The organism is Roseibium aggregatum (assembly GCF_017309185.1).
GTDB lineage: Bacteria > Pseudomonadota > Alphaproteobacteria > Rhizobiales > Stappiaceae > Roseibium > Roseibium aggregatum_B.
The window spans coordinates 145,087-170,130 of record NZ_JAEKJZ010000005.1 but is presented as its reverse complement, the minus strand read 5'-3'; the positions used below and the strand labels follow the sequence as shown (position 1 = coordinate 170,130).

General features: G+C 61.3%; 19 protein-coding genes. 13 read left to right on the top strand and 6 right to left on the bottom strand.

The window, feature by feature from the left end; all coding sequences use genetic code 11:
* Positions 1-46 precede the first annotated feature (46 nt).
* From JF539_RS20615 to dnaK, 4 genes are all read right to left on the bottom strand, one after another.
* Positions 47-1,183 (bottom strand): peptidoglycan-binding domain-containing protein, encoded by a 1,137-nt coding sequence (locus JF539_RS20615; RefSeq protein WP_207142624.1) that lies wholly within the window; start codon positions 1,181-1,183, stop codon positions 47-49.
* 223 nt (positions 1,184-1,406) lie between these two features.
* Complete coding sequence (locus tag JF539_RS20610; protein WP_207142623.1) at positions 1,407-2,060, bottom strand: class I SAM-dependent methyltransferase; 654 nt, start codon at positions 2,058-2,060, stop codon at positions 1,407-1,409.
* A gap of 78 nt (positions 2,061-2,138) precedes the next feature.
* Positions 2,139-3,269 (bottom strand): molecular chaperone DnaJ, encoded by a 1,131-nt coding sequence (dnaJ, locus tag JF539_RS20605; protein ID WP_207142622.1) that lies wholly within the window; start codon positions 3,267-3,269, stop codon positions 2,139-2,141.
* A gap of 167 nt (positions 3,270-3,436) precedes the next feature.
* The gene (dnaK, locus tag JF539_RS20600; protein ID WP_207142621.1) at positions 3,437-5,356 is read right to left on the bottom strand and encodes a molecular chaperone DnaK; all 1,920 of its coding nucleotides are present in this window, start codon (positions 5,354-5,356) and stop codon (positions 3,437-3,439) included.
* 350 nt (positions 5,357-5,706) lie between these two features.
* Here dnaK and JF539_RS20595 point away from each other — a divergent pair, with 350 nt between their 5' ends.
* Both JF539_RS20595 and JF539_RS20590 read left to right on the top strand, forming a co-directional pair.
* Positions 5,707-6,528, top strand: coding sequence for a glycine-rich domain-containing protein (locus tag JF539_RS20595; protein ID WP_207142620.1), 822 nt, complete (start codon positions 5,707-5,709; stop codon positions 6,526-6,528).
* Between the two features lie 22 nt (positions 6,529-6,550).
* Entirely contained in the window at positions 6,551-7,174 is a 624-nt protein-coding gene (locus JF539_RS20590; protein ID WP_207142619.1) for an alpha-ketoglutarate-dependent dioxygenase AlkB family protein, read from the top strand.
* Between the two features lie 63 nt (positions 7,175-7,237).
* On the opposite strand, the gene ubiB is transcribed toward JF539_RS20590, so the two are convergent.
* A complete protein-coding gene (ubiB, locus tag JF539_RS20585; protein WP_236042585.1) occupies positions 7,238-8,806 on the bottom strand; it encodes a 2-polyprenylphenol 6-hydroxylase in 1,569 nt (522 codons plus the stop codon).
* A gap of 16 nt (positions 8,807-8,822) precedes the next feature.
* Positions 8,823-9,569 carry a bifunctional demethylmenaquinone methyltransferase/2-methoxy-6-polyprenyl-1,4-benzoquinol methylase UbiE gene (gene ubiE / locus JF539_RS20580; RefSeq protein WP_236042603.1) on the bottom strand — a complete coding sequence of 249 codons (747 nt, stop codon included), beginning with the start codon at positions 9,567-9,569 and terminating at the stop codon, positions 8,823-8,825.
* A 230-nt stretch (positions 9,570-9,799) separates the two neighbouring features.
* Here ubiE and mutM point away from each other — a divergent pair, with 230 nt between their 5' ends.
* The 11 genes from mutM (at position 9,800) to JF539_RS20525 (ending at position 24,823) form a co-directional block, all read left to right on the top strand.
* Complete coding sequence (mutM, locus tag JF539_RS20575; protein ID WP_207142616.1) at positions 9,800-10,693, top strand: bifunctional DNA-formamidopyrimidine glycosylase/DNA-(apurinic or apyrimidinic site) lyase; 894 nt, start codon at positions 9,800-9,802, stop codon at positions 10,691-10,693.
* Between the two features lie 110 nt (positions 10,694-10,803).
* A complete protein-coding gene (locus JF539_RS20570) occupies positions 10,804-11,577 on the top strand; it encodes an enoyl-CoA hydratase (RefSeq protein ID WP_207142866.1) in 774 nt (257 codons plus the stop codon).
* A gap of 177 nt (positions 11,578-11,754) precedes the next feature.
* Positions 11,755-12,021 carry a 30S ribosomal protein S20 gene (gene rpsT, locus JF539_RS20565; protein ID WP_207142615.1) on the top strand — a complete coding sequence of 89 codons (267 nt, stop codon included), beginning with the start codon at positions 11,755-11,757 and terminating at the stop codon, positions 12,019-12,021.
* Positions 12,022-12,667: 646 nt separating this feature from the next.
* Positions 12,668-13,108 (top strand): rhodanese-like domain-containing protein, encoded by a 441-nt coding sequence (locus JF539_RS20560; RefSeq protein WP_207142614.1) that lies wholly within the window; start codon positions 12,668-12,670, stop codon positions 13,106-13,108.
* Positions 13,109-13,255: 147 nt separating this feature from the next.
* Positions 13,256-14,731: a chromosomal replication initiator protein DnaA gene (dnaA, locus tag JF539_RS20555; RefSeq protein ID WP_207142613.1), complete on the top strand. Its 1,476-nt coding sequence runs from the start codon at positions 13,256-13,258 to the stop codon at positions 14,729-14,731.
* A gap of 198 nt (positions 14,732-14,929) precedes the next feature.
* Positions 14,930-16,048, top strand: a complete 1,119-nt coding sequence (dnaN, locus tag JF539_RS20550; RefSeq protein WP_207142612.1) for a DNA polymerase III subunit beta — start codon at positions 14,930-14,932, stop codon at positions 16,046-16,048.
* A gap of 38 nt (positions 16,049-16,086) precedes the next feature.
* Positions 16,087-17,235, top strand: a complete 1,149-nt coding sequence (gene recF, locus JF539_RS20545; protein WP_207142611.1) for a DNA replication/repair protein RecF — start codon at positions 16,087-16,089, stop codon at positions 17,233-17,235.
* A gap of 131 nt (positions 17,236-17,366) precedes the next feature.
* Positions 17,367-19,820, top strand: a complete 2,454-nt coding sequence (gyrB, locus tag JF539_RS20540) for a DNA topoisomerase (ATP-hydrolyzing) subunit B (protein ID WP_207142610.1) — start codon at positions 17,367-17,369, stop codon at positions 19,818-19,820.
* 550 nt (positions 19,821-20,370) lie between these two features.
* Positions 20,371-20,880 carry an RNA polymerase sigma factor gene (locus JF539_RS20535; RefSeq protein ID WP_207142609.1) on the top strand — a complete coding sequence of 170 codons (510 nt, stop codon included), beginning with the start codon at positions 20,371-20,373 and terminating at the stop codon, positions 20,878-20,880.
* 98 nt (positions 20,881-20,978) lie between these two features.
* Complete coding sequence (locus tag JF539_RS20530; RefSeq protein ID WP_207142608.1) at positions 20,979-21,983, top strand: FecR family protein; 1,005 nt, start codon at positions 20,979-20,981, stop codon at positions 21,981-21,983.
* A 128-nt stretch (positions 21,984-22,111) separates the two neighbouring features.
* Positions 22,112-24,823: a TonB-dependent receptor gene (locus JF539_RS20525; RefSeq protein WP_207142607.1), complete on the top strand. Its 2,712-nt coding sequence runs from the start codon at positions 22,112-22,114 to the stop codon at positions 24,821-24,823.
* Positions 24,824-25,044 lie beyond the last annotated feature (221 nt).

The window sequence follows — 25,044 nt, the reverse complement described above, 5'->3', positions numbered from 1 at the left end:
TGAGCCGGGACCGTCACTATGGCAAACAAAAGCGCTTGGCGGAAGATCAGAACCAGCTGGCGATAAAGCCCGGGATGCTTTTAACAGCATAGCTCCAGTCGTCGCGTCGCCATCTGGACATCTCGTATAGCGAATCGCCGAGTTCTTCGCCCATTTCCGCGAAAACCTTGGTTGGGCCCTGTTTCATCCGGGCGACGAGACGGTTGAGACGCGCGGTGTCGATCTCGCCCGTCTGAATGAGATGGATGGTCCCGAGCACAAGTGTGGTCATGCTGTCGACGCCGGACGCGCCAAGCCCGATCGGGTCGCACGCCCGGATCACCTGGAAGATCTTGCTGTTCTTGACCGAACCCGGCGCAATGGCCTCGACCAGGCTCTGCAGGCCTTCCACCATGCCCGCCCAGGGGATCGCCTTGCCCATGAAGTGCTTGTAAAGCTCCGTGGCGCCGTAAAGATAGTCGCCCTGCTGGAACTTGTCGGCGACCTCGATCATGGTGATGACGTGACCGGCCGCGCCTGCCTTGCCCGAAAGCGTTCCGAGGAAGCGGCCGAATTTCGACGTCGAGGACCCGATGACGTCCAGAGCGCCCCACTGCCGGCCGCGCATGCCGGAAATGGTCTTCATGACATCGCGCGCCTCGGAAACCGAAAAGCCCCATTTGCGCAGTTGCGACCAGGCGGCGATCAGTTTTCGCGCATCCTCGGCCCGAGCGATCGACCCGAGAAATTTCTTCATCTCCGGGATGCTCTTGTCGATCAGTTCCCGCCTGAACTCGTTGAAAGCATCGCTTTCCCCCATCTTCGCGGCTTCTTTGGCGAGCAGCTTTTCCTGGGGCATCATGCGGTCGTCCCGCTTCGCCTCATCGACATTCGTGGAAGGGTTCGCCTCCGGTGGAATGCTCATGCGCTGCCAGGTTGAAGCCGAGTTGGGGTCATTCATCGCCCGGATGGTCTGTTTGTCGGGGTCCACGCGCCCGTCGGCATGACGCAGGCGGACCACGTTGATCTGAAAATCCTTGATGGTTCCAATGGTCTTCGACCCGACTTTGCCATCGACGACCAGTTTCGTTCTGGAACCTCCCATGAGGTCGTTCAATCTGATCTGGACGGTCTCGACATCGAATTTGTCGTTGTTGCCGAACCGGCCCACGGAGCCGGAAATTCCAACGGATGAATTAATCATGTGAAAATATCCTGTTACGATACGATTGCCCGGAAATGAGTGCCGCCGAAATTAGGCGTCCGATGCCTTGCCATCTGTGATTCATGTCACGCAAGGGAAAGATACGTATCTGTAAAGACGGGCGCCAGGGAAACTGCCGGTGCCCCGGGAAACCGTAATATATACTGTAAAAACAAGGAGACCGGTGCTATCCGGCGGGACAAACACCTGGTCAAACGGCCTGCTAATGGCCTTTCCGGTAAACCCATACCCGCGCGGGGGGGAGGTTCTTCCAGACCCAGTCGGAGCTGAAGACAGACACCGCGCGGCTGTTCGGTTTGACCGGCGCCGTCAGCCCATAGGAAAACTGAATGAAGGGCGCGCCCGGCTTGAGAAGGTCCAGCGCATCGTCGAGCAACGCTTTTCTGACCGGCTCGGGCCGGGTCAGAAGCGGCAAGGAGGACACTATTCCATCCAGCGAATGACGAGGCTCAACGTCGCCACCGAAAAAACCGCCCGGTTGAGCGAGACTGGCGCGCAAGGCATAGGCATCACCCTGAAGAACCGGCAAACCGGGATAACGCAGGCTCAACAGGTCGCAGAACTCGGCGCTGTATTCGATCAGATTGAGCTGAGGGTGAGAAAAGCCGCGATCCAGAAGCGCCTTTGTGACCACTCCGGTGCCCGGGCCCAGTTCAACCACCCGGGAATGAGGTTGCGGCGTCACGAAGGAGGCCATTTTGGCGGCCAGTTCCGGACCCGAGGGAGTAATCGCGCCGGTGCGAAGCGGATGCTGGGCCCAGGATCGTATGAATTTGACCTCTTCCAGGACCCTGGCACGGACTGCTGCCGCCTTGTTTATCTTCCCCCTGAGGGACTCTCCCCGACGTTTCAGCATCTTACCTCTCTCGGACTGATACAGCTGATATAAGAGAGTTTGCCGGGAGATACTATAACCGGACGCACAAATTGCGCGTTATGCCCCGAGATTATCGATGAAGTCCTTTACTTTGGAAAAGAAACCGGCTGATTCCGGATGGTTTTCACCGGAAGCTTCCTTTTCGAATTCGGCCAGCAGTTCGCGCTGGCGCTTCGTCAGGTTTGTCGGCGTCTCGACCGTGACCTGGATATACATGTCGCCGTGCTGGCTTGAACGCATGACCGGCATGCCCTTGCCGCGCAGGCGGAACTGCTTCCCTGTCTGGGTGCCTTCGGGCACCTTAACCCGGCTCGTGGAGCCGTCGACGGTCGGCACATCGAACTGGCCGCCAAGGGTTGCGGTCGTCAGGGAAATCGGAACGCGGCAGAACAGATCCGCGCCATCGCGCTGGAACAGATCGTGCGGACGGATCGACAGGAAAATATAAAGATCGCCTGCGGGACCTCCACGCACGCCCGCTTCGCCTTCACCCGCCAGACGGATCCGGGTGCCGTCCTCGATACCGGCGGGAATATTGACCGAAAGCGTCCGCTCCTGGGTCTTGCGGCCGGTACCGCCACAGCTTTCGCAAGGGTCGGTGATCACCTGTCCGCGGCCCTGACAGGTCGGGCAGGTGCGCTCCAGAGTGAAGAAGCCCTGAGCGGCCCGAACCCGGCCCGCTCCACCGCAGGTGCGGCAGGTGGTCGGACTTGTGCCCGGCTTTGCCCCGGATCCCTCGCAGACATCGCAGGTCGCGCTGGTCGGCACCTCGATCTCTACGGTCTTGCCGACAAAGGCATCTTCCAGCGAGATATCCAGATTGTAGCGCAGATCGGCGCCGCGCTCGCGTCCGCCGGAGCGGCGGCCGCCACCGCCCATGCCGAAGAACTCCTCGAAGATGTCCGACATGGTGGAGGAAAAATCATGAGCCCCGGCGCCGCCGCCACCGCCGAACCCGCCATTTTCGAAGGCCGCGTGACCGAAGCGGTCGTAGGCGGCCCGCTTCTGGCCGTCCTTCAGCGTGTCGTAGGCCTCGTTGACTTCCTTGAACCTGGCTTCGGCTTCCGCATCGTCCGGATTGCGGTCCGGATGGAATTTCATGGCCATTTTGCGGTAAGCGCTTTTCAGCACCTTTTCGTCCGCATCGCGCGCTACGCCCAGCACCTCATAGAAATCACGTTTGGACATCAAGATCTCTCGGTCTTGTTGTTGCACCGCCGGCCGCCTGGATAAATCCGGCGCCAATTACGGCGAAAGCGCCGGGCACATGTGCCCTTGTCATCAGGCAATCAGGCAACCGGCGCCGGAGAATGGTCGCGAACGGGCAGCCGGCCAAGCCGGCCGCCCCTTTTCACTTAAGCGGATTTTTTGTCGTCTTCGTCTTTGACTTCTTCGAAATCCGCGTCGACGACGTCGTCTTCTTTCGCAGAGGCTGCCTCTTCAGCACCCTCTCCGGCTTCAGCCTCGGCCTGTGCGGCCTGATACATGGCTTCGCCGAGCTTCATCGACACTTCCGCAAGGGTCTGCGTCTTGGCCTTGATGTCTTCCAGATCCTCACCCTCGAGCGAGGTCTTCAGAGCAGCCATGGCCTCTTCGATCGCCGTCTTGTCCTCGGCGGAGACCTTGTCGCCGTAGTCGTTCAGCGACTTCTCGGTGGAGTGGACCAGAGACTCGCCCTGGTTCTTGGCTTCCACCAGCTCCTTGCGCTTCTTGTCTTCGTCCGCATGGGACTCCGCGTCCTTGATCATCTGCTCGATGTCGCTGTCGCTGAGACCGCCGGAGGCCTGGATGCGGATCTGCTGCTCCTTGCCGGTGCCCTTGTCCTTCGCGGACACGTTGACGATACCGTTGGCGTCGATGTCGAAGGCGACTTCGATCTGCGGTACGCCGCGCGGCGCCGGCGGCAGGCCGACCAGGTCGAACTGACCGAGGATCTTGTTGTCCGCGGCCATTTCGCGCTCACCCTGGAAGACCCGGATGGTCACAGCCGTCTGATTGTCTTCGGCGGTGGAGAACACCTGGCTCTTCTTGGTCGGGATCGTCGTGTTCCGGTCGATCAGGCGGGTGAAGACGCCACCCAGCGTTTCGATGCCGAGCGACAGCGGGGTCACGTCGAGCAGCAGAACGTCCTTGACGTCGCCCTGCAGAACACCGGCCTGGATCGCGGCGCCCATGGCGACGACTTCGTCCGGGTTCACACCCTTGTGCGGCTCCTTGCCGAAGAAGGTCTTCACGGTTTCCTGGATCTTCGGCATGCGGGTCATGCCGCCGACCAGAACCACTTCGTCGATTTCACCGGCCGCGAGGCCGGCATCCTTCAGGGCGGCTTTCATCGGCTCGATGGTGCGTTTGACCAGTTCATCGACCAGCGATTCGAACTTCGCGCGGGTCAGCTTCAGGGTCAGGTGCTTCGGACCGGAGGCGTCCGCCGTGATGAACGGCAGGTTGACTTCGGTCTGGGACGACGAGGACAGTTCAATCTTGGCTTTTTCAGCGGCTTCCTTCAGACGCTGCAGAGCCAACTTGTCCTGCTTCAGGTCGATACCCTGTTCCTTCTTGAACTCGGCCGCCAGGTAGTCGACGAGGACCATGTCGAAGTCTTCACCGCCGAGGAACGTGTCGCCGTTGGTGGATTTCACTTCGAAGACGCCGTCGCCGATTTCCAAAACGGACACGTCGAAGGTGCCGCCGCCGAGGTCGTAGACCGCGATGGTCTTGCCGTCGTTCTTTTCAAGGCCGTAGGCAAGCGCTGCCGCGGTCGGCTCGTTGATGATGCGCAGGACTTCGAGACCGGCGATCTTGCCGGCGTCCTTGGTGGCCTGACGCTGGGCGTCGTTGAAGTAGGCCGGAACGGTGATCACCGCCTGGGTCACGGTTTCGCCGAGATAGCTCTCTGCGGTTTCCTTCATCTTCTGAAGAATGAAGGCGGACACCTGGGACGGGGAATACTTGTCGCCGCTGGCTTCCACCCACGCATCGCCATTATCCGCCTTGACGATTTCGTAGGGAACCAGGCCCTTGTCCTTCGCGACGGTCGGGTCGTCGTAACGCCGGCCGATCAGGCGCTTGACCGCGAAGAGGGTGTTGGTCGGGTTGGTGACCGCCTGGCGTTTCGCCGGCTGGCCAACGAGACGTTCGCCGTCGTCGCTGAACGCCACCATAGACGGCGTGGTGCGTGCACCTTCCGCGTTTTCGATAACTTTGGGATCCTTGCCGTCCATGACGGCGACGCACGAGTTGGTCGTGCCGAGGTCGATACCAATGACCTTTGCCATTTTTGCCTCTCTTTCTAGCAAACCGGATAGACCCGTTTAGGCATCGCTCCGGTTCCTCACATGTGGGTTCCGGGAAAGTCCCGGACAACGCGCCGGAGTGGGAACTCGTGGATTGGCGCGAAGCTTGACCGCTATATAGGTGGATGAAACTTTGCCTGCAAGACATCTGTCTACCGACATTTGTCCTGAGCGCCATAGATGAGCGATATTTCTTCCCAGAGGGTTACCGCGGGCGGCGAGCTGAACGATTATTGCCGCGATCGCGGCAATAACGCCCGTTTTTGCATTTCGTTCAGTCTTGGCTGAGACACTGCGGCGAGCGGTAACGGCCACGGAGGCGAAGCGCCCGCATGAAAGATCCCGATCTCTGGTCCCGTATCCGGTCCTGCCATCCGGACGATGTCGAAGCCGACTTTGCCTTTTCCGGCAGGCTTGCCCGAGACAACGGCTGGACGCCCGCCTACGCGCAACGGGCCATCCTCGAATACCAGCGGTTCGCCTATCTGACCCGGCTAGGAGAAGGCATGGTCACGCCCAGCGACGAGGTCGACCAGGCCTGGCATCTGCATCTGACATATACCAGACACTACTGGGGGCCTTTCCGGGACGCTCTCGGCGGCGCTCTGCACCACATGCCGACCAAAGGCGGCCCGGACCAGGCGGCGCTGTTCCGGCAGGCCTACGCGAAGACGCTGGCTCTCTACAGGCGCGAATTCGGCGACCCTCCGGCCGACCTGTGGCCGGAAGAAGCCATCCGCTTCGGGCGGGCGCCGCATTTCAAACGGGTGAACAGCCGGGACTACTTGCTGCTTCCGAGACCGAAATGGCCCCGTTTCGTGTTGCAGGGCCTTCACCGGATCCGGTCCGTTCCTGCCTCCGCTTATGGCCTTTGCCTCGCCGGTCTGGCGCTGATGTTCGGCACGGGACTCGCCTTCGCCCACGGCCAGCCGAAAGGCGACACGCTGTTTGAACAACTGCGCTCGATGGTGTGGCACTGGGCGTTCGAGCACACACTGTGGTTTCTGGTCGGCGTTTCCTTTTGCATTTTCGTGCTGTTCAAGATCCTGGAAAAGTCCTCCGGCGGAAAATCATCCGGCTGCGGTGGCGGTGGCAGCGGTTGCAGCAGTGGCGGAAGCGGATGCGGCTCGGGCTGCGGGGGCTGCGGCGACTGACGGTTTCTCCTATATTGGGATCATGCAGGAGATCCCCATCAATACCCTGAACGGCCTCCGGTACGGTCCGGGTCACTTCGACCGCGCCGCCCAGGAGGCGCTGGTCGAAGACATCCGCACCATTGTCGCCGAAGCACCGCTGTTCCGGCCTGTCATGCCTGGAACCGGCAAACCGTTTTCCGTTCGGATGACCAACTGCGGGCTGCTCGGCTGGGTCGCCGACAAGGCCGGCTACCGTTACCAGCCGCTTCATCCGGTGACGGGCAAACCCTGGCCGGAAATTCCCGAGCGTTTAAAGGATCTCTGGCGCGCGGTCGCACCGGACGCACCGCCGCCCGAGGCCTGCCTGATCAATTTCTACGAGCCGGGCGCGAAGCTCGGTCTTCATCAGGACCGGGATGAAAAAACCTTCGACGCGCCGGTCGTTTCCGTCTCGCTCGGCGACACAGCCACCTTCCGGGTCGGCGGCCTCAACCGCAAGGACCCGACCAGGTCCTTCCGTCTCCAGTCCGGCGACGTGGTCGTGCTCGGCGGCGAGGCGAGGCTGATCTTTCACGGCGTCGACCGGATCCTGAAAGACACGTCTACGCTTCTGAAGAGTGGCGGAAGGATTAATCTGACGCTGCGGCGGGTGACCCCGGCCTGACTACAGCGCTTCCTTTAGAAGTTGCGTGGACGCAACGCTTTTCAAAGGACTAGATGTGAGCTTTCAAAACATCATCTTCGCCGCAATTACCGCCAGCGACACCGCGATCACCCAGAGAGCGACCCGACCCGAACGTGTGTGCCGGGCTTCCGCCTTGCCGATGGCCTCCGCCGTTTCGGAATCGAACCGGAGGCCGGTGGCGGTCATCTTTTCCAGTTCCTCCGACATGCGGCCGATGCGGTCGGCGAAGAGCGGCATGTCGTTGGCGACCCGGGACAGGGCGGAAATCGCATCGCCCGCGTCGCGCAATTTGCCGACCGGGCCGAGGTTGTCCTTGATCCAGGCGCCCACCACCGGCTCGGCGGTCTTCCACATATCGAGATTGGGGTTGAGCGAGCGCGCGACGCCCTCGACCACGACCATGGTCTTTTGCAGCATGATCAGCTGGGTCTGGGTGCGCATCTCGAAGAGTTCGGTCACCTCGAAAAGCTGGGTGAGCAGGCGCGCCATGGAAATCTCGCTGGCATCGTGGCCGTGGATCGGCTCGCCGATGGCGCGGATGGCCTGGGCGAACATGTCGACGTCCTGATCCGCCGGCACGTAACCCGCCTCGAAGTGAACCTCGGCCACGCGCTTGTAGTTGCGGGTGATGAAGCCGAACAGGATTTCCGCCAGAACCCGGCGCTCGTGCTTGTTCAAGCGGCCGATGATGCCGAAATCGACGGCCACCAGCGTACCGTCATCCTGAACGAACAGGTTGCCCTGATGCATGTCGGCATGGAAGAAGCCGTCCCGGAGCGTGTGACGCAGGAAACTCTGAATGACCGTCGCTCCGAGCGCCTCCAGATCGTGGCCGGCCTCTTTCAGGCCGTCCAGGTCGGAGAGTTTCAGGCCGTCGATCCACTCCATGGTCAAGACACCCTTGGAGGTGCGCATCCAGTCGACCGACGGCACCCGGAAGCCCGGGTCCCCGGCGGTGTTTTCCGCCATCTCCGAAAGGGCAGCCGCCTCGAGCCGGAAATCCATTTCCATGGCGACCGACTGGGCCAGCGTATCGACAACCGCCACCGGACGCAGGCGCCGCGACGGGGCGTGGAACCGCTCCGCGAGCTGCGCCACCAGATAATAGCTCTGCAGATCGCGCTGGAACCGTCTTGAAACCCCCGGCCGGAGCACCTTTACCGCGACCTTTCGCTCCGCGCCGTCCTTGTCGCGGACGATGGCCGGGTGAACCTGGGCAATGGAGGCGGCGGCGACCGGTTCGCTGAATTCGACAAAGATCTCGTCCACCGGCCGGTCGAGCTGTTCGGCCACGGCTGCTCTGGCCGCGTCGTGAGAGAAGGCGGGCAGACGGTCCTGCAGCGCGGACAGCTCACGGGCGGCGTCCTTGCCGACCACGTCGGCGCGCGTCGCCAGGAACTGGCCGAGCTTGACATAGGAGGGGCCGAGCTTGTTGAGCGCGTCGGAGAGGCGCAGGTCCGCGCTCTTGTCCCTGACGGCCCGGCGCTCGAACAGGCGCGCAACCGCGAGACCAAGCCTCGGACCCGCCGGCAGGTCCGGCAGCGATACCAGCCCGAACACGCCCTCGCGCGCCATGACATATCCAGCCCGCACGAGGCGGAAGAGAGGCATTCCCGGAAGCATCTAGTCAGATCTTCCAGCCGGAGTGCAGAGCGGCGATGCCGCCGGAATAATTGCGGTAGCTCACGCGCTCGAATCCGGCGTCGCGGATCATCTCGGCGAAACGCTCCTGGCTCGGGAAATTGCGGATCGATTCCACCAGGTACCGGTAGGGGTCGCCGTCACCGGTAACCAGCTTGCCCATCTGCGGGATCGCGTTGAAGGAAAACGTGTCATAGACCTTGTCCAGAACCGGCACGTCGACCTCGGAGAACTCAAGGCACAGAAAGCGGCCGCCGCGCTTCAGCACCCGATAGGCTTCCCGAAGGGCCTTGGGAATATCCGGCACGTTTCGGATGCCGAAGGCGATGGTATAGGCATCGAAGCTCTTGTCGGGAAAGGGAAGGTCTTCCGCGTTTCCCTGCGTGAAGGTGATGAGATCGCCAAGACCGGCCTTTTCGGCACGGTCCCGGCCGACGCTCAGCATGGATTCGTTGATATCGCAGACCACGGCCCCGGCCGTATCGCCGGACCGGCGCACCACCCTGGTGGCGATGTCACCGGTTCCGCCGGCCACATCCAGGAGCTTCCAGTTCGCCCCCTGTTTGGGCGGCGCCAGGAAGGAGACCATGGCGTCTTTCCACACCCTGTGGAAACCACCCGACATCAGATCGTTCATCAGATCGTAGCGGTCGGCGACCTTGTGAAAGACATCGTCCACCAGCGCCTGCTTGCTGCCTTCGGCGACCCGGGTGAAGCCGAAACTGGTCGGCATCTCTTCCGGCGCGCGGCCGGTTGCGCTCTTGTGGCCTTTAGCCTGCTGCGTCATGAAAGCGCCTCCTGGCGGAACATTTTGTCTCTTCGTCTGCAAAGTTCGGCGGACCATAGTACAAGCGGCTCACGGGCGCTATCTTCGATGGCCATTTGCCGCAGACCGCAAACGGAAGTGAAGCTCGAGAATACGGACCCTAATAACGCGCACATCAAGCGGAGACCAGTCCTCAGATGCCTGAATTGCCGGAAGTCGAAACCGTCAAACGCGGCCTGGCGCCGACCTTCGAGGGCGCGACGATCGTTTCGCTCGACCAGAACCGGGCCGACCTGCGCTTTCCGTTTCCCGATCGGTTCGCCGCGCGTCTGGAGGGACGGCAGGTCACCGCGCTGTCGCGGCGGTCGAAATATCTGCTCGCCGACATCGACAGCGGCGACGTCCTGATCATGCATCTTGGAATGTCGGGGTCGTTCCGGATCGAAAACGACTTCGACGCGACCCGGCCCGGCGCCTTTGCCCATGCGAAGGGAAAGGATCCGCGCCACGATCATGTCGTCTTCCATCTGGAAACGCGAACGGGCGGTCACGCCCGCATCATCTATAACGACCCCCGCCGTTTCGGTTTCATGGACCTCGTCCCTCGCACGGAGCTTGCCGGCCACCCCTATTTCAAGGAACTCGGTCTGGAACCGCTCGGCAATGAATTGAGCGGTGAAACCCTGGCGCGCCTCTTCCAGGGCCGCAAGACGCCGCTCAAGGCAGCCCTGTTGAACCAGAAACTGATCGCGGGTCTCGGCAATATTTATGTCTGCGAGGCGCTGTGGCGGAGCGGACTGAGTCCGCAACGGTTGGCCGGGACGCTGGTCACGCCCGCCGGCAGACCCACCAAAAAGGCTGTCGAGCTTGCCGGTAATATCCGCGCGACGCTTCAGGACGCGATTGCCGCAGGCGGCTCGTCGCTCAGGGACCATACCCAGGCGGACGGAACGCTCGGCTATTTCCAGCATTCCTTCGCGGTCTACGACCGGGAAGGCAGCGCCTGCCGGACGCCCGGCTGCAAGGGTACGATTGCCAGGATGGTCCAGTCTAACCGATCGACCTTTTACTGTCCGCTCTGTCAGAAATAGCGCCCTGCCCGTTCCCCCGATGTCACGCTTTTAGCCAACCTTGCGGACCGGCCCCTGGTCGGTTAGGCATGAACCGTGATTTTCATGTCCTGGCACTGGGAGCAGGCGAAATGGGGTACGAGAATATCCGTGTCGAAAAACGCGGGAAGGTTGGCTTGATCACTCTCGATCGGCCGAAAGCTTTGAATGCGCTGAATTCGGAGCTTATCGCCGAACTCGGCAAGGCGCTGGACAAGTTCGAGGAAGATGAGCGGATCGGCTGCGTCGTTATTACCGGATCGGAAAAAGCCTTCGCTGCGGGAGCCGACATCAAGGAAATGCAGCCGCATTCCTTCGCCTCCGCCTATCTGACCGACCTGATCACGCCTTTCGACCGGGTGTCTGAAAACCGCAAGCCGATCATTGCCGCTGTTGCCGGATACGCGCTGGGCGGCGGCTGTGAACTGGCCATGCTGTGCGACTTCATCATTGCGGCCGACACGGCGAAGTTTGGCCAGCCCGAAATCACGCTCGGCGTCATTCCGGGCGCTGGCGGCACACAACGGCTGACGCGCTTCGTCGGCAAGGCTAAAGCCATGGACATGGTCCTGACCGGCCGCATGATGGATGCCGAGGAAGCGGAACGCTGCGGGCTCGTCAGCCGCATCGTTCCGGCCGACGACCTGCTCGAGGAAGCGCTGAAGGCCGCGGACAAGATCGCAGATTTCTCGCTGCCTGTTGTCCTGATGGCCAAGGAGTGCGTCGACCGGGCCTACGAGACCACCCTTGCCGAAGGCGTCCGGTTCGAGCGGCGCGCGTTCCATTCCATGTTCGGCCTGGAAGATCAGACCGAGGGAATGAGCGCCTTCGTGGAGAAGCGCTCGCCGCAATTCCGGAACAAATAAACTTACCGGTATCAACGATAAAGCCGTTGACTGCCGTTCTTCGCGCGGCTATAAGCAGCGCCCAATCGGTGGCGGTTTTCCGCCGCCGTTATTGTTTGATCGGGTCTGATCCGGCCTTGCGCCCTGGTCCCGATCGTCACCGGACTTTCGTCCCCATTACCGATCAGGATTGAGCCCATGGCCAACACACCATCGGCCAAGAAGGCGGCCCGCAAGATTGCCCGCCGGACGGCCACGAACCAAGCCCGCCGGAGCCGCATGCGCACCTTCCTGCGCAAGGTTGAAGAGGCGATCGCCTCCGGCGACCAGAGTGCCGCCAACGAAGCGCTCAAGGTTGCCCAGCCGGAAATCATGCGCGCGGCATCCAAGGGTGTCTTGCATGCCAACACGGCCTCCCGGAAGGTTTCCCGCCTCAATGCCCGGATCAAGGCACTCAGCGCTTAATTCTTCCGTCATACGACCGTTACAAAGACCCGGCCATCGAGCCGGGTTTTTTTTAGCCGTGCAATTTTGTGGATGACGAAAATAGACAACCAAAGCGCGTATTTCACGCATTTTCACCGATTGACGCAGTGACAAGACTTTCCCTTAAATTTCAGCATGTTATGCATATGTAGACGGGACCAAACGTGATCGAACCGGATTCGATACGAGTCAAGATATGTGTTGTAAAAATTTTTTTGAATCCGCAGTTTTTAAAATGTGACACTGCCGCTCAGGGCCAAAAGTCATTGCGGCAAAAAGCTTTTGCTCCCTCACCCACAGGGTACCAGATATCCTCAATAAGCGTTCAGGAACGACAGACTTCCGGAGGCATGCCAAAGACCCTGTTGCCGAGACAGAAGCGGTCTGTATATTAACAAGTGGCTGGCGGGGAAAAGACCAGCGGACAACCTAAAAATAGGCGCTTGGAACAGCAATGAATAAGTTTAGGCGATATATAACTGAGCACGTGCTAACACGATCACTCAACGAATACATTAGTGTGTTCGAATATGACGGCGCTTAGCCGCGACCTAATCTCGCAAATTTTCCAGAAAATTAGAAATTACTTTTAATCAATAGCCGCAAGCTATTGATGGGGGCTTTTATGAGTAAAGCTATTGGTTACGCCGGGGATGTCAGCGCACGGGACGCCTACAGCGCCCTCTCCACGCGGGAGGACTCGGTCCTGATAGACGTGCGCACCCAGGCCGAATGGACCTTTGTCGGTTTGCCGGATCTTCGTCAAATCGGCAAGGAGCCTGTCCTGGCCGAATGGCAGAGCTTCCCCTCGTCAGGCCCCAATCCGGATTTCGTCAAAGCGGTGTCGAGCCATTTGGCCAAAAAAGGACTTGACCAAACCGCTCCAATCTATTTCTTGTGCCGCTCCGGCGCCCGGAGCCAATCCGCGGCAATAGCCCTGACGCAAGCCGGGCACACTCAGTGCATCAACATCTCCGATGGTTTCGAAGGCCCGCTCGACGGCGACGGGCACCGTGGAACCCAGTCCGGCTGGAAAGCCGCCGGTCTGCCCTGGTCACAAAGTTAGATACCCCGGTTTCAACGGGAACTGGCCGCAGATTTTCTGCGGCCAACAAGATAACCGTCCCAAAAGGGACATTATAAGCTGCAAAAGCAGCATGGCGGCGAAGAACGGCTGTGGCGGACTGTTCTTCACATTGATAGGAGGCATAACATGCAGGTTCAGGAGGCAGGCGGCTCCGAACATTGGAAACGGGTCAAGAAACAGCTTCGCGCGGAATTGGGCGACGATGTTTTCACGAGCTGGTTCGCTCGTGTCGATCTGGAGGAACACCTGGACGGCACGGTCCGTCTTTCCGTTCCGACCCGTTTTCTGAAGCAATGGATCCAAAATAATTATAACGACCAGCTCATGGGCCTCTGGCAGCGTGAATGCGATAATGTGCACCGCATCGAGCTGACCGTCCGCGGCGCCATTCGCCCGCGACAGTCCCCGGCCGTCAAGCAAAGCCTCGCCGCTCCCTCCGGAGCGAAGCCTGTCATGGCCGAAGGGCGCGCAGACCCGCTCGCCGAAGCCGCCCAGGTCACCCGCGCCCAGGCGGCAACGGCCGCCCTCGGACGCGGAGAAACCGTATCGGACAGCTCGCGCGATGTCCTCCAGGGGGCCGCACTCGACCCGAAGTACACGTTTGAAACCTTCGTCGAAGGCGAATCCAACAATCTGGCGCTGGCCGCGGCCCGGCAGGTTGCCGCAGGCGGCGCGGTGACCTTCAATCCGCTTTACCTGCACGCCTCTGTCGGTCTGGGCAAAACCCACCTGATGCAGGCCGTTGCCTCCAAGGTACGGGCCAGCGGGCGCAAGGTGCTCTATCTGACCGCCGAGCACTTCATGTACAAATTCGTCACCGCCCTGAAATCCCAGTCCGCGCTGGCCTTCAAGGAAACCCTCAGGACCATCGACCTGCTGCTGATCGACGACATGCAGTTCCTTCATGGAAAACAGGTCCAGCAGGAATTCTGTCACACGCTCAACGCTCTCATCGACGGCGCGCGTCAGGTGATCGTGGCCGCGGACCGGGCTCCGTCCGAACTCGACACCCTGGACGACCGGGTACGCTCCCGGCTTTCCGGCGGGCTGGTCGTCGGCATCCAGGAGCCGGACTTCGCCCTGCGCCGGAACATTCTGGTCGCGCGCGTCGAAGCCGCTCAAAAGACCTATCCTCAATTCGAGGTTCCCGAAGCCGTTCTGGACTATGTCGCCCGGCATGTCGCCTCGTCCGGCCGCGATCTGGAAGGCGCCCTGAACCGTCTGGTCGCGCACAATCAGCTGACCAACCAGCCGATCACCCAGGAAATGGCGGAAATGACGCTGCGCGACCTGGTGCGCTCCAGTGAGCCGCGCCGAGTGAAGATCGAGGACATTCAGCGCGTGGTGTCCAAGCACTACAATGTCACCAAGGCGGATCTTCTGTCCGCACGGCGCACCCGGACGATCGTCCGCCCGCGCCAGATTGCCATGTATCTGGCCAAGGTGATGACACCGCGCTCGCTGCCGGAAATCGGCCGCAGGTTCGGCAACCGCGATCACACAACCGTGCTGCACGCAGTGCGCAAAATCGAGGAAATGGCCCGCTCCGACTACGCGCTTGCGCAGGAGCTGGAACTGCTCAAACGCATGCTGGACGCCTGAGGCGGGCACGAGACCGCCGGGCGAACAGCCTATGGGCTGAAATCCACGATATTCAACCAATTTCGGGGGCGTTCCCAGCGGACGCCCCCTTGCTTTTAGGGCCGGTTAAGGGCAGTGTCTTCCCCCCGCGCCCAAGAGCGGGATCATTCAGTTCGCCGGGCAAGTCCGCCCGGCCCTTCATGAGTACGGAACGAGTGTATGAAAGCGACCCTCGAGCGGACCGACCTCCTCAAGTCCTTGACCCATGTTCACCGGGTGGTCGAGCGCCGGAATACCATTCCCATCCTGTCCAACGTTCTCTTGCGCTCCGACGGCGGATCCTTGAACCTTAAGGCCACCGACCTGGATCTCGAGATCGTCGAGACCGTGCCGGCCATGATCGAGCTGCCGGGCGCCACGACGGTTCCCGCCCACATGTTCTATGACATCGTGCGCAAACTGCCGGAAGGCTCGCAGGTGGTCCTGGAGACAACCGGCGACAACGCCACCCTGGAAATCCGGGCGGGACGCTCGCGGTTCACGTTGCAGATGCTTCCGGAAACGGACTTCCCCGACCTGACCGCCAGCGATTTCAGCCACGGTTTCGCTCTGATGGCGTCCGACATCCGGAAACTGATCGACACGACGCAATTCGCGATTTCGACCGAGGAAACCCGCTATTACCTCAACGGCATCTACCTGCACACGGTGGATGCTCCCAACGGCCAGCAGTTCCGCGCCGTGGCCACCGACGGCCACCGGCTCGCGCAGGCCGAGGTTCCGGCGCCTTCCGGCGCGACCGGCATGCCCGGTATCATCGTGCCGCGAAAGACCGTCGGCGAAATCCAGAAGCTTCTGGAAGACCCCGAAGCCAACGTTCAGATCGAACTGTCCGACACCAAGATCCGGGTGACCACCGGCAGCATCGTCCTGACCTCCAAGCTCATCGACGGCACCTTCCCGGACTACGGCCGGGTGATTCCGCAGGGCAACGACAAGGAGATGCGGGTCGACCGGGATGAGTTCAAGGAAGCCGTCGACCGCGTTTCGACCATTTCTTCCGAGCGTGGCCGGGCGGTCAAGCTCTCGCTGACCGAAGGCCGTATGGTGCTGACGGTGAACAACCCGGATTCGGGCAGCGCCACCGAAGAACTGGCCGTCGAGTATGACGCGGAACCGCTGGAGATCGGCTTCAATTCCCGTTACCTGCTCGACATCGCCAATCAGCTCGGCAGCGACACGGCCCTGTTCCGTCTGGCGGATTCGGGCTCTCCGACCCTGATCCAGGACAACACGGTCGATGATTGCCTGTTTGTCCTGATGCCGATGCGGGTCTGACACGCCTGCCGGTCATTCTGAAAGACGGAAGTTAGGTCATGACAGAGTTCCGGACGGCGCAGCTGACCCGCCTGTCCCTGACCGACTTCCGCAATTACGCCACCTTGACTTTGCCGCTGTCGTCCACGATGACCGCCTTTGTCGGTCCGAACGGCGCGGGCAAGACCAACATCCTCGAAGCCGTTTCCTTTCTGACCGCCGGACGCGGACTGCGCCGGGCGGCGCTGGCCGACATCGCCCGGAAGGACGGCGACGGCGGCTGGAGCGTCGCCGCGACGCTTCTTCTGGACGGCCTGGAAACGAAAATCGGCACCGGACTGGCCACAGGCACCTCCGGCCGCAAGGTGCGGATCGACGGGGAGGACGTGCGCGGCTCCGAGAGCCTGCTCGACTATGTCCGAATGCTCTGGCTGGTGCCGGCCATGGACGGCCTTTTTACCGGTCCCGGCTCCGACCGGCGGCGCTTTCTCGACCGGCTGACGCTGGCGATCGACCCGGCTCACGGGCGCCGGGTCGGCGATTTCGAAACCGCGCTGCGCCAGCGCAACCGGCTGCTCGACCAGGGTGGCTCCGATGCCTATCTGAGCGCTCTGGAACAGCAGGTCGCCGAACTCGGTACGGCGGTGTCCCTCGCCAGGACGGAGACGGTCGACCTGCTCGGTCGGCTGATCGAGGGCCAGGCCGCCGAAGATCAGCCTTTTCCCCATGCCGCGGTCGCCCTGGAAGGCGCTTTCGAGAGCGAGATGGCCGGCATGAGCGCATCGGAACGCGAGGACCGCTACATCCGGATGCTGGCCGATGGCCGCGCCCGGGACCGCGCCGCCGGACGGACCTTGAACGGGCCCCACCTGAGCGACCTGAAGGTTCTGCACGCAGCCAAGGCCATGCCTGCCGCGCAGTCGTCGACCGGCGAACAGAAGGCACTCCTGATCGGTCTTGTCCTGGCGCATGCGGAACTGACCGCGAAAGTTTCCGGTATGACGCCTGTGCTGCTGCTCGACGAGATCGCCGCGCACCTCGATCCGAACCGGCGCGCGGCGCTGTTTTCGAAGCTGGTGTCCCTGGGCGGACAGGTGTTCATGACCGGCACCGACACCGCCCTTTTCGAGGCCTTGCCGCCGACGGCGGAGCTATTTGAGATCAGCGATCGCACCGGCCGGCTCGTCAGGGGCCCGGACGCCCCTTAAATCCGCCGGAATCTTATGGTTTTCCACCATTATCGCTTCGCTGGCTTTGCAGCGGCGCGTGTGTGGTTGAACCCCTCGGGGAACCCCTTATAACGGGGGAAAGAAGTCAAAACGATTGGTGATTGATTCGCATGAGCGACACGTCCTCGTCCGGGCCCGTACCGGCTCCGGAAACCGATAACGGCGCCGACTACGGCGCAGACTCCATCAAGGTGCTGAAGGGCCTCGATGCGGTGCGCAAACGGCCCGGCATGTATATCGGCGATACCGACGACGGCTCCGGACTTCACCACATGGTCTACGAGGTGGTCGACAACGCCATCGACGAGGCGCTTGCGGGTCACGCGGACCATGTCACGGTTACCCTGAACGCCGACGGCTCCGTTACGGTGTCGGACAACGGCCGGGGCATTCCGACGGACCTCCATCCGGAGGAAGGCGTCTCCGCGGCCGAAGTCATCATGACCCAGCTGCATGCCGGCGGAAAATTCGATCAGAACTCCTACAAGGTCTCCGGCGGTCTGCACGGCGTCGGCGTCTCCGTCGTCAACGCGCTTTCCACCAGGCTCGATCTGCGCATCTGGCGCAACGGTCAAGAGCATTTCATGACCTTCGCCCATGGTGAAGCCCAGGGACCTCTCAAGGAAGTCGGCCCCGCGGACGGCAAGAAGGGAACCGAAGTCACCTTCCTCCCCTCGCCCGAGACCTTCACCAAGACCGAATTCGACCTTTCCACCCTGGAACACCGCCTACGCGAGCTGGCGTTTCTCAATTCCGGGGTTCGCATCATCCTGACCGACAAGCGCGGTGTTGAGGACGTTGTCGAGGAGCTGTTTTACGAGGGTGGCCTGGAAGCCTTCGTGCGTTACCTGGACCGCGCCAAGCATCCGCTCATCGAGAACCCGGTCACCATGAGCGCCGAGAAGGACGGCATCACGGTGGAAGCCGCCATGTGGTGGAACGACAGCTACCATGAGAACGTGCTGTGCTTCACCAACAACATCCCCCAGCGCGACGGCGGCACGCACCTGGCCGGTTTCCGCGCGGCGCTGACGCGGCAGATCACGGGCTACGCCGAATCCACGGGCCTGATGAAGAAGGAAAAGGTCTCGCTGTCCGGTGACGATTGCCGCGAAGGCCTGACCTGCGTTCTCTCCGTCAAGGTGCCCGATCCCAAATTCTCCTCCCAGACCAAGGACAAGCTGGTGTCCTCGGAGGTCCGGCCTGTCGTCGAGAACCTGATCTCGCAGACGCTGAACGACTGGCTGGAGGAGAACCCGGCGCCGGCGAAATCGATCGTCTCCAAGGTCGTGGAAGCCGCCTCCGCCCGCGAGGCCGCCCGCAAGGCGCGCGAACTGACACGGCGCAAGGGCGCCCTCGACGTCGCCTCCCTACCCGGCAAGCTGGCCGATTGTCAGGAGCGCGATGCCTCCAAGGCCGAACTCTTCCTGGTGGAGGGCGATTCCGCAGGCGGCTCGGCCAAGCAGGGCCGGCACCGCGAAAACCAGGCCGTTCTGCCGTTGCGCGGCAAGATCCTCAACGTGGAGCGTGCGCGCTTCGACAAGATGCTGTCCTCCAACGAAATCGGCACGCTGATCACCGCGCTCGGCACTGGGATCGGCAAGGAGGAATTCAACGTCGAGAAGCTGCGCTACCACAAGATCATCATCATGACCGACGCGGACGTGGACGGCGCCCACATCCGCACGCTGCTTCTGACCTTCTTCTTCCGGCAGATGCCCGAGCTGATCGAGAACGGCTACATCTATATCGCCCAGCCACCGCTTTATAAGGTCAAGCGCGGCCAGTCCGAGCAGTATCTGAAGGACCAGCGCGCGCTTGAGGACTACCTGATCGCGCAGGGGCTGGACGACGCGTCGCTCACCCTTGCCGGCGGCGAGGTTCGCACGGGCCAGGACCTTCTGGCCGCCGTCGAGACGGCGCGCAAGATTTCGGAGATCTTCGACGGCCTTCATTCCCGCTATAACCGGGACGTGGTCGAGCAGGCGGCCATCGCCGGCGCGCTCAACGAGGAAGTCCTTCACGACCGGTCCAAGGCCGAAGAGGCCGCGGCCTATATCGCCCGGCGCATGGACATTCTGGCCGACGAATTCGAGCGCGGCTGGACCGGCGAGGCAAGGGAAGACGGCAACCTCGTCTTCGAGCGCACCGTGCGCGGCGTCAAGGAAGCGGCCACGATCGACGTGGCCCTGCTCGGTTCCGCGGACGCGCGCCGGCTGGCGGCCCATGCGGACCATCTGAAAGAGGTCTACGGCAAGGCCGCGGTGTTGCGCCGGAAAGACACGTCGACGGAAATCCGCGGCCCGCGCGCGCTGCTCCAGCAGGTCTTCTCGTTCGGCCAGAAAGGCATCTCGCTGCAGCGCTACAAAGGCCTTGGCGAGATGAACCCGGAACAGCTCTGGGAAACCACGCTCGACCCGAACGTCCGTTCGCTGTTGCAGGTGAAGGTCAGGGAGGCCGACGACGCCGACGACATCTTCACCAAGCTGATGGGCGACGAGGTCGATCCGCGCCGCGAGTTCATTCAGGACAACGCGCTCGCCGTGGCCAATCTGGATATCTGATCGCGGTTCGTGATGCCGGGACGAAAAGCGGCGGAAACGCTGCTTCAGTTTGCTGACAAACCATCGTGTCGTCATTCCGGACAAGTGAGGCGTCAGCCGAACGCTGATCCGGAATCCAGACGTATTTCGCACCAAAGGTGCTCAATAGCTAAGTTAATTCAAGTAGCTATTAGAATTGGCGCTCGCTGACACTCGCACTGATTTCTGGATTCCGGCTCACGTGATGCCGCTTCGCGGCACACTGTCCGGAATGACGCGGTGAAGTTTGTCTGCGGTCTGAAGCGGCGGAAACGCCGCCTTTTTTGTTTGCGGCTCCATGGAAATGCCGGCGTGAAGAAGTCTCTTGCAAAAATATGAGTTTTTTTGTTAGGTATTATTACGAAGGTTTTCAACCAAAAGATAGCCTAGGCCCGCACGGCTGTTCAATCGTTCCGGACATCTAACCGCTCGAGACCGGTAAGCTTGCCTCCCGATGAATAGACGTGCTCCCCCAGCTTCCGTGCACAAGCACAATCACCGGCCTCTTCGTGCCGGACACAGGTGAGGAGCAATGGGATCAAAGGACGGTGAGAGCCGCTTGGCGAGCTATCTGAGCTACCGGCTGGCGCTGGTCAATTACGTCACTCCGATCATCGGTTCGCGGGAAGACGCGGAAGACATCGTTCAGGAGGCATTTTTACGCTTCCAGCCGAGCAAGACCCCCATAAAAGGATCTTCCCGTGCCTATTTGTTCAAGATCGCCTACAATCTCGCGGTCGACTGGACCCGGCGCAAGAAACTGGAAACAAGACTGCATTCCGACGACCTGCCGCATTGGACGCGCCCGCAAGACGTCACCACGCCGGAAAAAAATCTCCTTCTCGAAGACGAACTCAAGCGGCTGTCGGACTATCTTGACACCTGTTCGCAAGAAACCCGGACCGCACTGGAGATGTATCGCTTCGGTGGGTTCACGATGGAGCAGATCGCCGAACAACTCGGAATTTCCGTGTCCAGCGTACACAGGCTTCTTCGCAAGACGATGGCCGCGCTTGCCGGCCTCATGGACGACGACAATTAATTTGCGGTTGCGCTGAAAAAAACCGTGCTGCTATTCGTCCCAATACGAGCAGGAACAGACGAGACCGCACAGATCACGGATCGCTGGGAGAGGCGCGGGTGAAGAGTTTGGATCGACAGTCAGAGCCGGAAGCTCCGGGCACGGTACCGGAAGAGGCCGCGGATTGGTTGTTCAGGTTGAAAGAAAATCCTGACGACCGCGAGCTTGCCGAAAGCTTTCAGACGTGGCTTGGACTGGATCCTGCCCATGAAAGGGCGTGGAACCGGACACTCAAGGCCTGGAAGGGCCTGGATCCGCTTGCTGCCGGAAAGACCGATACCCGCATTTCCTCCCACGGACAGAGCCGGCCTGCAGGTGCGCAGCCCGCCGTGCGCCGGATCCTTCCCGCCCGCAAGACTGCCGCGGCCTGTCTCGCGGTGGCAGCCTGTCTCCTCCTGCTCCTTGCGCCCGTCTGGCTGCTTCGGCTTCAGGCAGATCATTACACCGGAGCGGGGGAGATCCGAACGGTTCGGCTCGAGGACGGCAGCACGGTCACCCTTGCCGGAGCCAGCGCCATCAGGACGGAGATGGAGGGGAACCCTCGCCGTGTCGTGCTCTTGTCGGGCGAGGCCTTTTTCGACGTCGCGCACATGCCGGACAGGCCGTTTATCGTAACCGCCGCCGATCTGAACGTTGTCGTACTGGGGACGGAGTTCAACGTCAGGCGGGGCCGGGAAACCACGAGTGTCGCCTTGTTGAACGGCTCGGTCCAGGCGCATGCGTCCAACGACCTGTCGCAACGGTTTACCCTCAAACCGGGACAGGCGCTGAACCTTCAAAACGCCGATGGCACGGCTCAAACCCTCGATGTCGATCCCGCCGGGATCGCGGCATGGCGGGAACACCGGCTTGTCGTTTCAAACCAGAGCGTTGCCTCGGTCGCCGAACAGCTCGGCCGCTACCAGAGCGGCTGGGTCACCATTCCAGACAGGGAACTTGCCTCCATGAGGGTCACGGGGGTCTACGACCTGTCGGATCCGGAACGCGCCTTGCGCACGCTCGTCGCGCCTTTCGGTGGGCAATCCCATGAAATAACCGGCTATGTCCACGTTCTGACCCGCTGATTTTAAAATATGAACATTTATTTCATATTTTTCTGATCCACCCTGAAAAATTTGCCTTCGCCACACGTCTAACAGTCTGAGATCCGATGCCTCCGGCCGGATCGCCGACAGTAAAGACGAGTAAGGGTATGGCGAGTAACGGAAAAGCCGGCAGCAGCCGGAAGAGAAAAAAAGCCGGACGGGTATGCAACGGCTTCCTATGCGCAACGTCGATTGCGTCGATTGTTCTTGGCGCCGCGGCCTCGACGGTCCTGACCGGCACGGCATTCGCCCAGCAGGCACAGGGCGAGGTGCGCAGTTTCAACATTCCGGGTCAGCCCCTTGCCGGGGCCGTTGCGGCCTTTGGCAGGCAATCGGGTCTGCAGGTTTCGTTGGCCGCGTCGAGCGCCGCCGGTGTGCGGACCAACCCGGTCGCCGGAACAATGGATCCCTATTCGGCGCTCACGCAGATGCTTTCCGGTACCGGCCTCTACTGGTGGCTGTCGGAAAGCGGCGCGGTGATCATCGCCTCGGCTCGATCGTCGGCGGCGCCGGCAACCGGTGCCGAAGGAGATGTGCTCGACGTCGTTGTCGTCACAGACGAAGAGGGAAGCGGTTATCAGGGCACGCCGGACTGGGTTTATGAAGTGCCCGACAGCGTGAGTGTCATTTCGGGCGAAGCGATAGAGAACCTGGCGGTTCGCGACACCAACGAACTCTTCAATTCGGCGTCCGGTGTGTATGCGGGATCCACGGTCGGCAGTTTCCCGACCGTCTCGCCCAATATCCGTGGCCTTCAGGACGAGGGGCGCGTCATCGTCTCGATCGACGGCGCCCGCCTGAACTCCCAGGACGGCGGACGCTACGGCGGGGCCGATATCGGCGGCATGAGCATGGCGTTTGTCGACACCGCCTTTGTTCGCGCCGTCGATATTACCAAGAAAACAAATGCCTCTGCCAACAACGCCGGTTCGTTGGGCGGCACCGTCGATTTTCGCCTCGTCCGCGCGGACGACGTCATAGCACCCGGCGAGAGGTGGGGCGTGAGTGCAACCGGCGCGGCGGGCACGAACGGCTACGACTACAGCAGCGCGTTTGTCGGTGCCGTGCGGCTCGGCGACGCCATTTCTGTGACTCTGGGCGCCAGCAGCAAAGAACTCAGCGAATACGAACCCGGTGAGTTCGGGGATGCGGAAGGACGTTTCGACCTGACCTACCGGCGCAACTGGAGCGCGCTTGCCAAGATAGAAGCGGAGTTCGAAACGGTTACCGCCTCGCTCGCGTGGCTGCACCAGCACAACGACTTTGCTTATGCCGTCGGCGAAGGCGCAGACGGCAGCTCCTTCGACGCCGGTAGCGACACGATCATCGCCGATGTGGACTGGATACCGGACACGCCCATGATCGATCTTTCAGCAAAGTTCTGGGCCCAGCTTTCGCAGATTGACGAGACGCGGGACGCGCGATACGCCGGAACCACCCTCGTCGCCGCCGAAACCGACATCGGCAAGGCATTCACCAGTTTCGGTGTCATTCTGGAAAACACATCCGAGCTTTCCACCGCTCTGGGCGACCTGAGCCTGAACTACGGTATCGAAGCGTTTCGCGATGTCGCGGACAAGAGTGCCTCCAGCTCCGCCATCGACGACAATCCGCTCTTCGCGAACAGCTACGGCTCGTGGACGCCTCCCGGTCGCCGCGACATCGCGAGCGGTTTCATGAACGGGACCCTGGAACCGGCCGACTGGGTGACCCTGTCGGGAGGATTGCGCTACGACTGGTCCCGCCTCAAGGGAAATCCAACCTACTTCTACCAGTTGGGCACGACCACGACGACAGCCGGCGCCGTTATTTCCCAGGTCGACTATTTCATCAACTACCTGGGGTTCGATCCGTTCATCGCCGGACTGATCGGCAGCACCGCTTTGGGCGAGGTCTTCAACAACGCATGGTACATCGCAGGCACCAGCGTCACCTACGCCCCCAATGACTACCTTTCCGAAACGGAGGAAATCGATCGCACTGACGCGGCATGGCTGCCTTCCGCGACGATCGAGTTTGCCCCTGTCGACTGGTTCAAGCCCTATGCCAGCTATTCCCAGAGTTTCCGGCCGCCGACCTTGTCAGAGGCCTTTGCCTCCGGGTCGGTTTCACCGGGAGACATTATCGGCACAAACCTGGCGCCGAATACGGACCTGCGTCCGGAAAAGGCCAGGACCTACGAGATCGGTGCAAACCTGGTCGCCGACCAGATCTTTACCGATAACGACCGCCTTCGGCTCAAGGTGAGCGGCTTCTACCGCGAAGTCGACGACTACATCGTGGTCGGCGACCTTGTCACCCACGTTCCCTCACGCATGGATTTCTACAGTTTCGTCAATCTCGACGGCACCGCCAACATGAAGGGGGTCGAACTGGAGGGCAACTACGATGCCGGCTACTTCTGGTTCGGCGGTTCCTTCAGCCTTCTCGAAATCGACTGGCCCCAGAAAACCCAGACCTTCAGCAACGGAACGCTTTCGACCACCGGCGAATCCATATTCTGGAACTCAACAGTCCCGCCGAAGCAGAAGCTGGTGCTGGACGCGGGCGTGCGCCTGTTCGATCAGCGGCTCTCCCTCGGAGCGCGCATGAACCATGCAACGCCATCGAGCGACCCCCAGCTCGATACCGAAGGAAATGTCGTCGAAAACGGCGACCCCTACACGACGCTCGACCTGTACGGCTCCTTCAAGGTGACCGACAACGCTGTCCTGCGCATGTCCGTCAACAACGTAACCGATATCAACTATCTGCCGATCAACAGCGCCTATGTGGCGCCGGGACGCACGATGCAGGCTTCTTTGAAAATCAGGTTTTAACCAGACAAGAGAGGCGGATATCTCAATGCGGCACTGCGCAAGTCCAGGACAGGTCATGGCACACCAGCAACACAACCCTGGATTTTACATCACCCCAAATACCCTCCTCACACATCTGGCAACCGCCCCTTTGAGGCGACCGTGCGCAGGACAGCTTCGGGCGTCAGGCAATTCATCTCATCGAGCCAAATCACCGTTTCGGGGCGAACCTGTCCCGAAAC

Coding starts and splice junctions, on each gene's coding strand:
- dnaK (WP_207142621.1), bottom strand. CDS start 5,356: ATGGCAAAGGTCATTGGTATCGACCTCGGCACGACCAACTCGTGCGTC.
- ubiE (WP_236042603.1), bottom strand. CDS start 9,569: ATGCCGACCAGTTTCGGCTTCACCCGGGTCGCCGAAGGCAGCAAGCAG.
- JF539_RS20610 (WP_207142623.1), bottom strand. CDS start 2,060: ATGCTGAAACGTCGGGGAGAGTCCCTCAGGGGGAAGATAAACAAGGCG.
- rpsT (WP_207142615.1), top strand. CDS start 11,755: ATGGCCAACACACCATCGGCCAAGAAGGCGGCCCGCAAGATTGCCCGC.
- dnaN (WP_207142612.1), top strand. CDS start 14,930: ATGAAAGCGACCCTCGAGCGGACCGACCTCCTCAAGTCCTTGACCCAT.
- recF (WP_207142611.1), top strand. CDS start 16,087: ATGACAGAGTTCCGGACGGCGCAGCTGACCCGCCTGTCCCTGACCGAC.
- JF539_RS20560 (WP_207142614.1), top strand. CDS start 12,668: ATGAGTAAAGCTATTGGTTACGCCGGGGATGTCAGCGCACGGGACGCC.
- mutM (WP_207142616.1), top strand. CDS start 9,800: ATGCCTGAATTGCCGGAAGTCGAAACCGTCAAACGCGGCCTGGCGCCG.
- JF539_RS20595 (WP_207142620.1), top strand. CDS start 5,707: ATGAAAGATCCCGATCTCTGGTCCCGTATCCGGTCCTGCCATCCGGAC.
- JF539_RS20590 (WP_207142619.1), top strand. CDS start 6,551: ATGCAGGAGATCCCCATCAATACCCTGAACGGCCTCCGGTACGGTCCG.
- gyrB (WP_207142610.1), top strand. CDS start 17,367: ATGAGCGACACGTCCTCGTCCGGGCCCGTACCGGCTCCGGAAACCGAT.
- JF539_RS20615 (WP_207142624.1), bottom strand. CDS start 1,183: ATGATTAATTCATCCGTTGGAATTTCCGGCTCCGTGGGCCGGTTCGGC.
- dnaJ (WP_207142622.1), bottom strand. CDS start 3,269: ATGTCCAAACGTGATTTCTATGAGGTGCTGGGCGTAGCGCGCGATGCG.
- JF539_RS20570 (WP_207142866.1), top strand. CDS start 10,804: ATGGGGTACGAGAATATCCGTGTCGAAAAACGCGGGAAGGTTGGCTTG.
- JF539_RS20535 (WP_207142609.1), top strand. CDS start 20,371: ATGGGATCAAAGGACGGTGAGAGCCGCTTGGCGAGCTATCTGAGCTAC.
- dnaA (WP_207142613.1), top strand. CDS start 13,256: ATGCAGGTTCAGGAGGCAGGCGGCTCCGAACATTGGAAACGGGTCAAG.
- JF539_RS20525 (WP_207142607.1), top strand. CDS start 22,112: ATGGCGAGTAACGGAAAAGCCGGCAGCAGCCGGAAGAGAAAAAAAGCC.
- ubiB (WP_236042585.1), bottom strand. CDS start 8,806: ATGCCTCTCTTCCGCCTCGTGCGGGCTGGATATGTCATGGCGCGCGAG.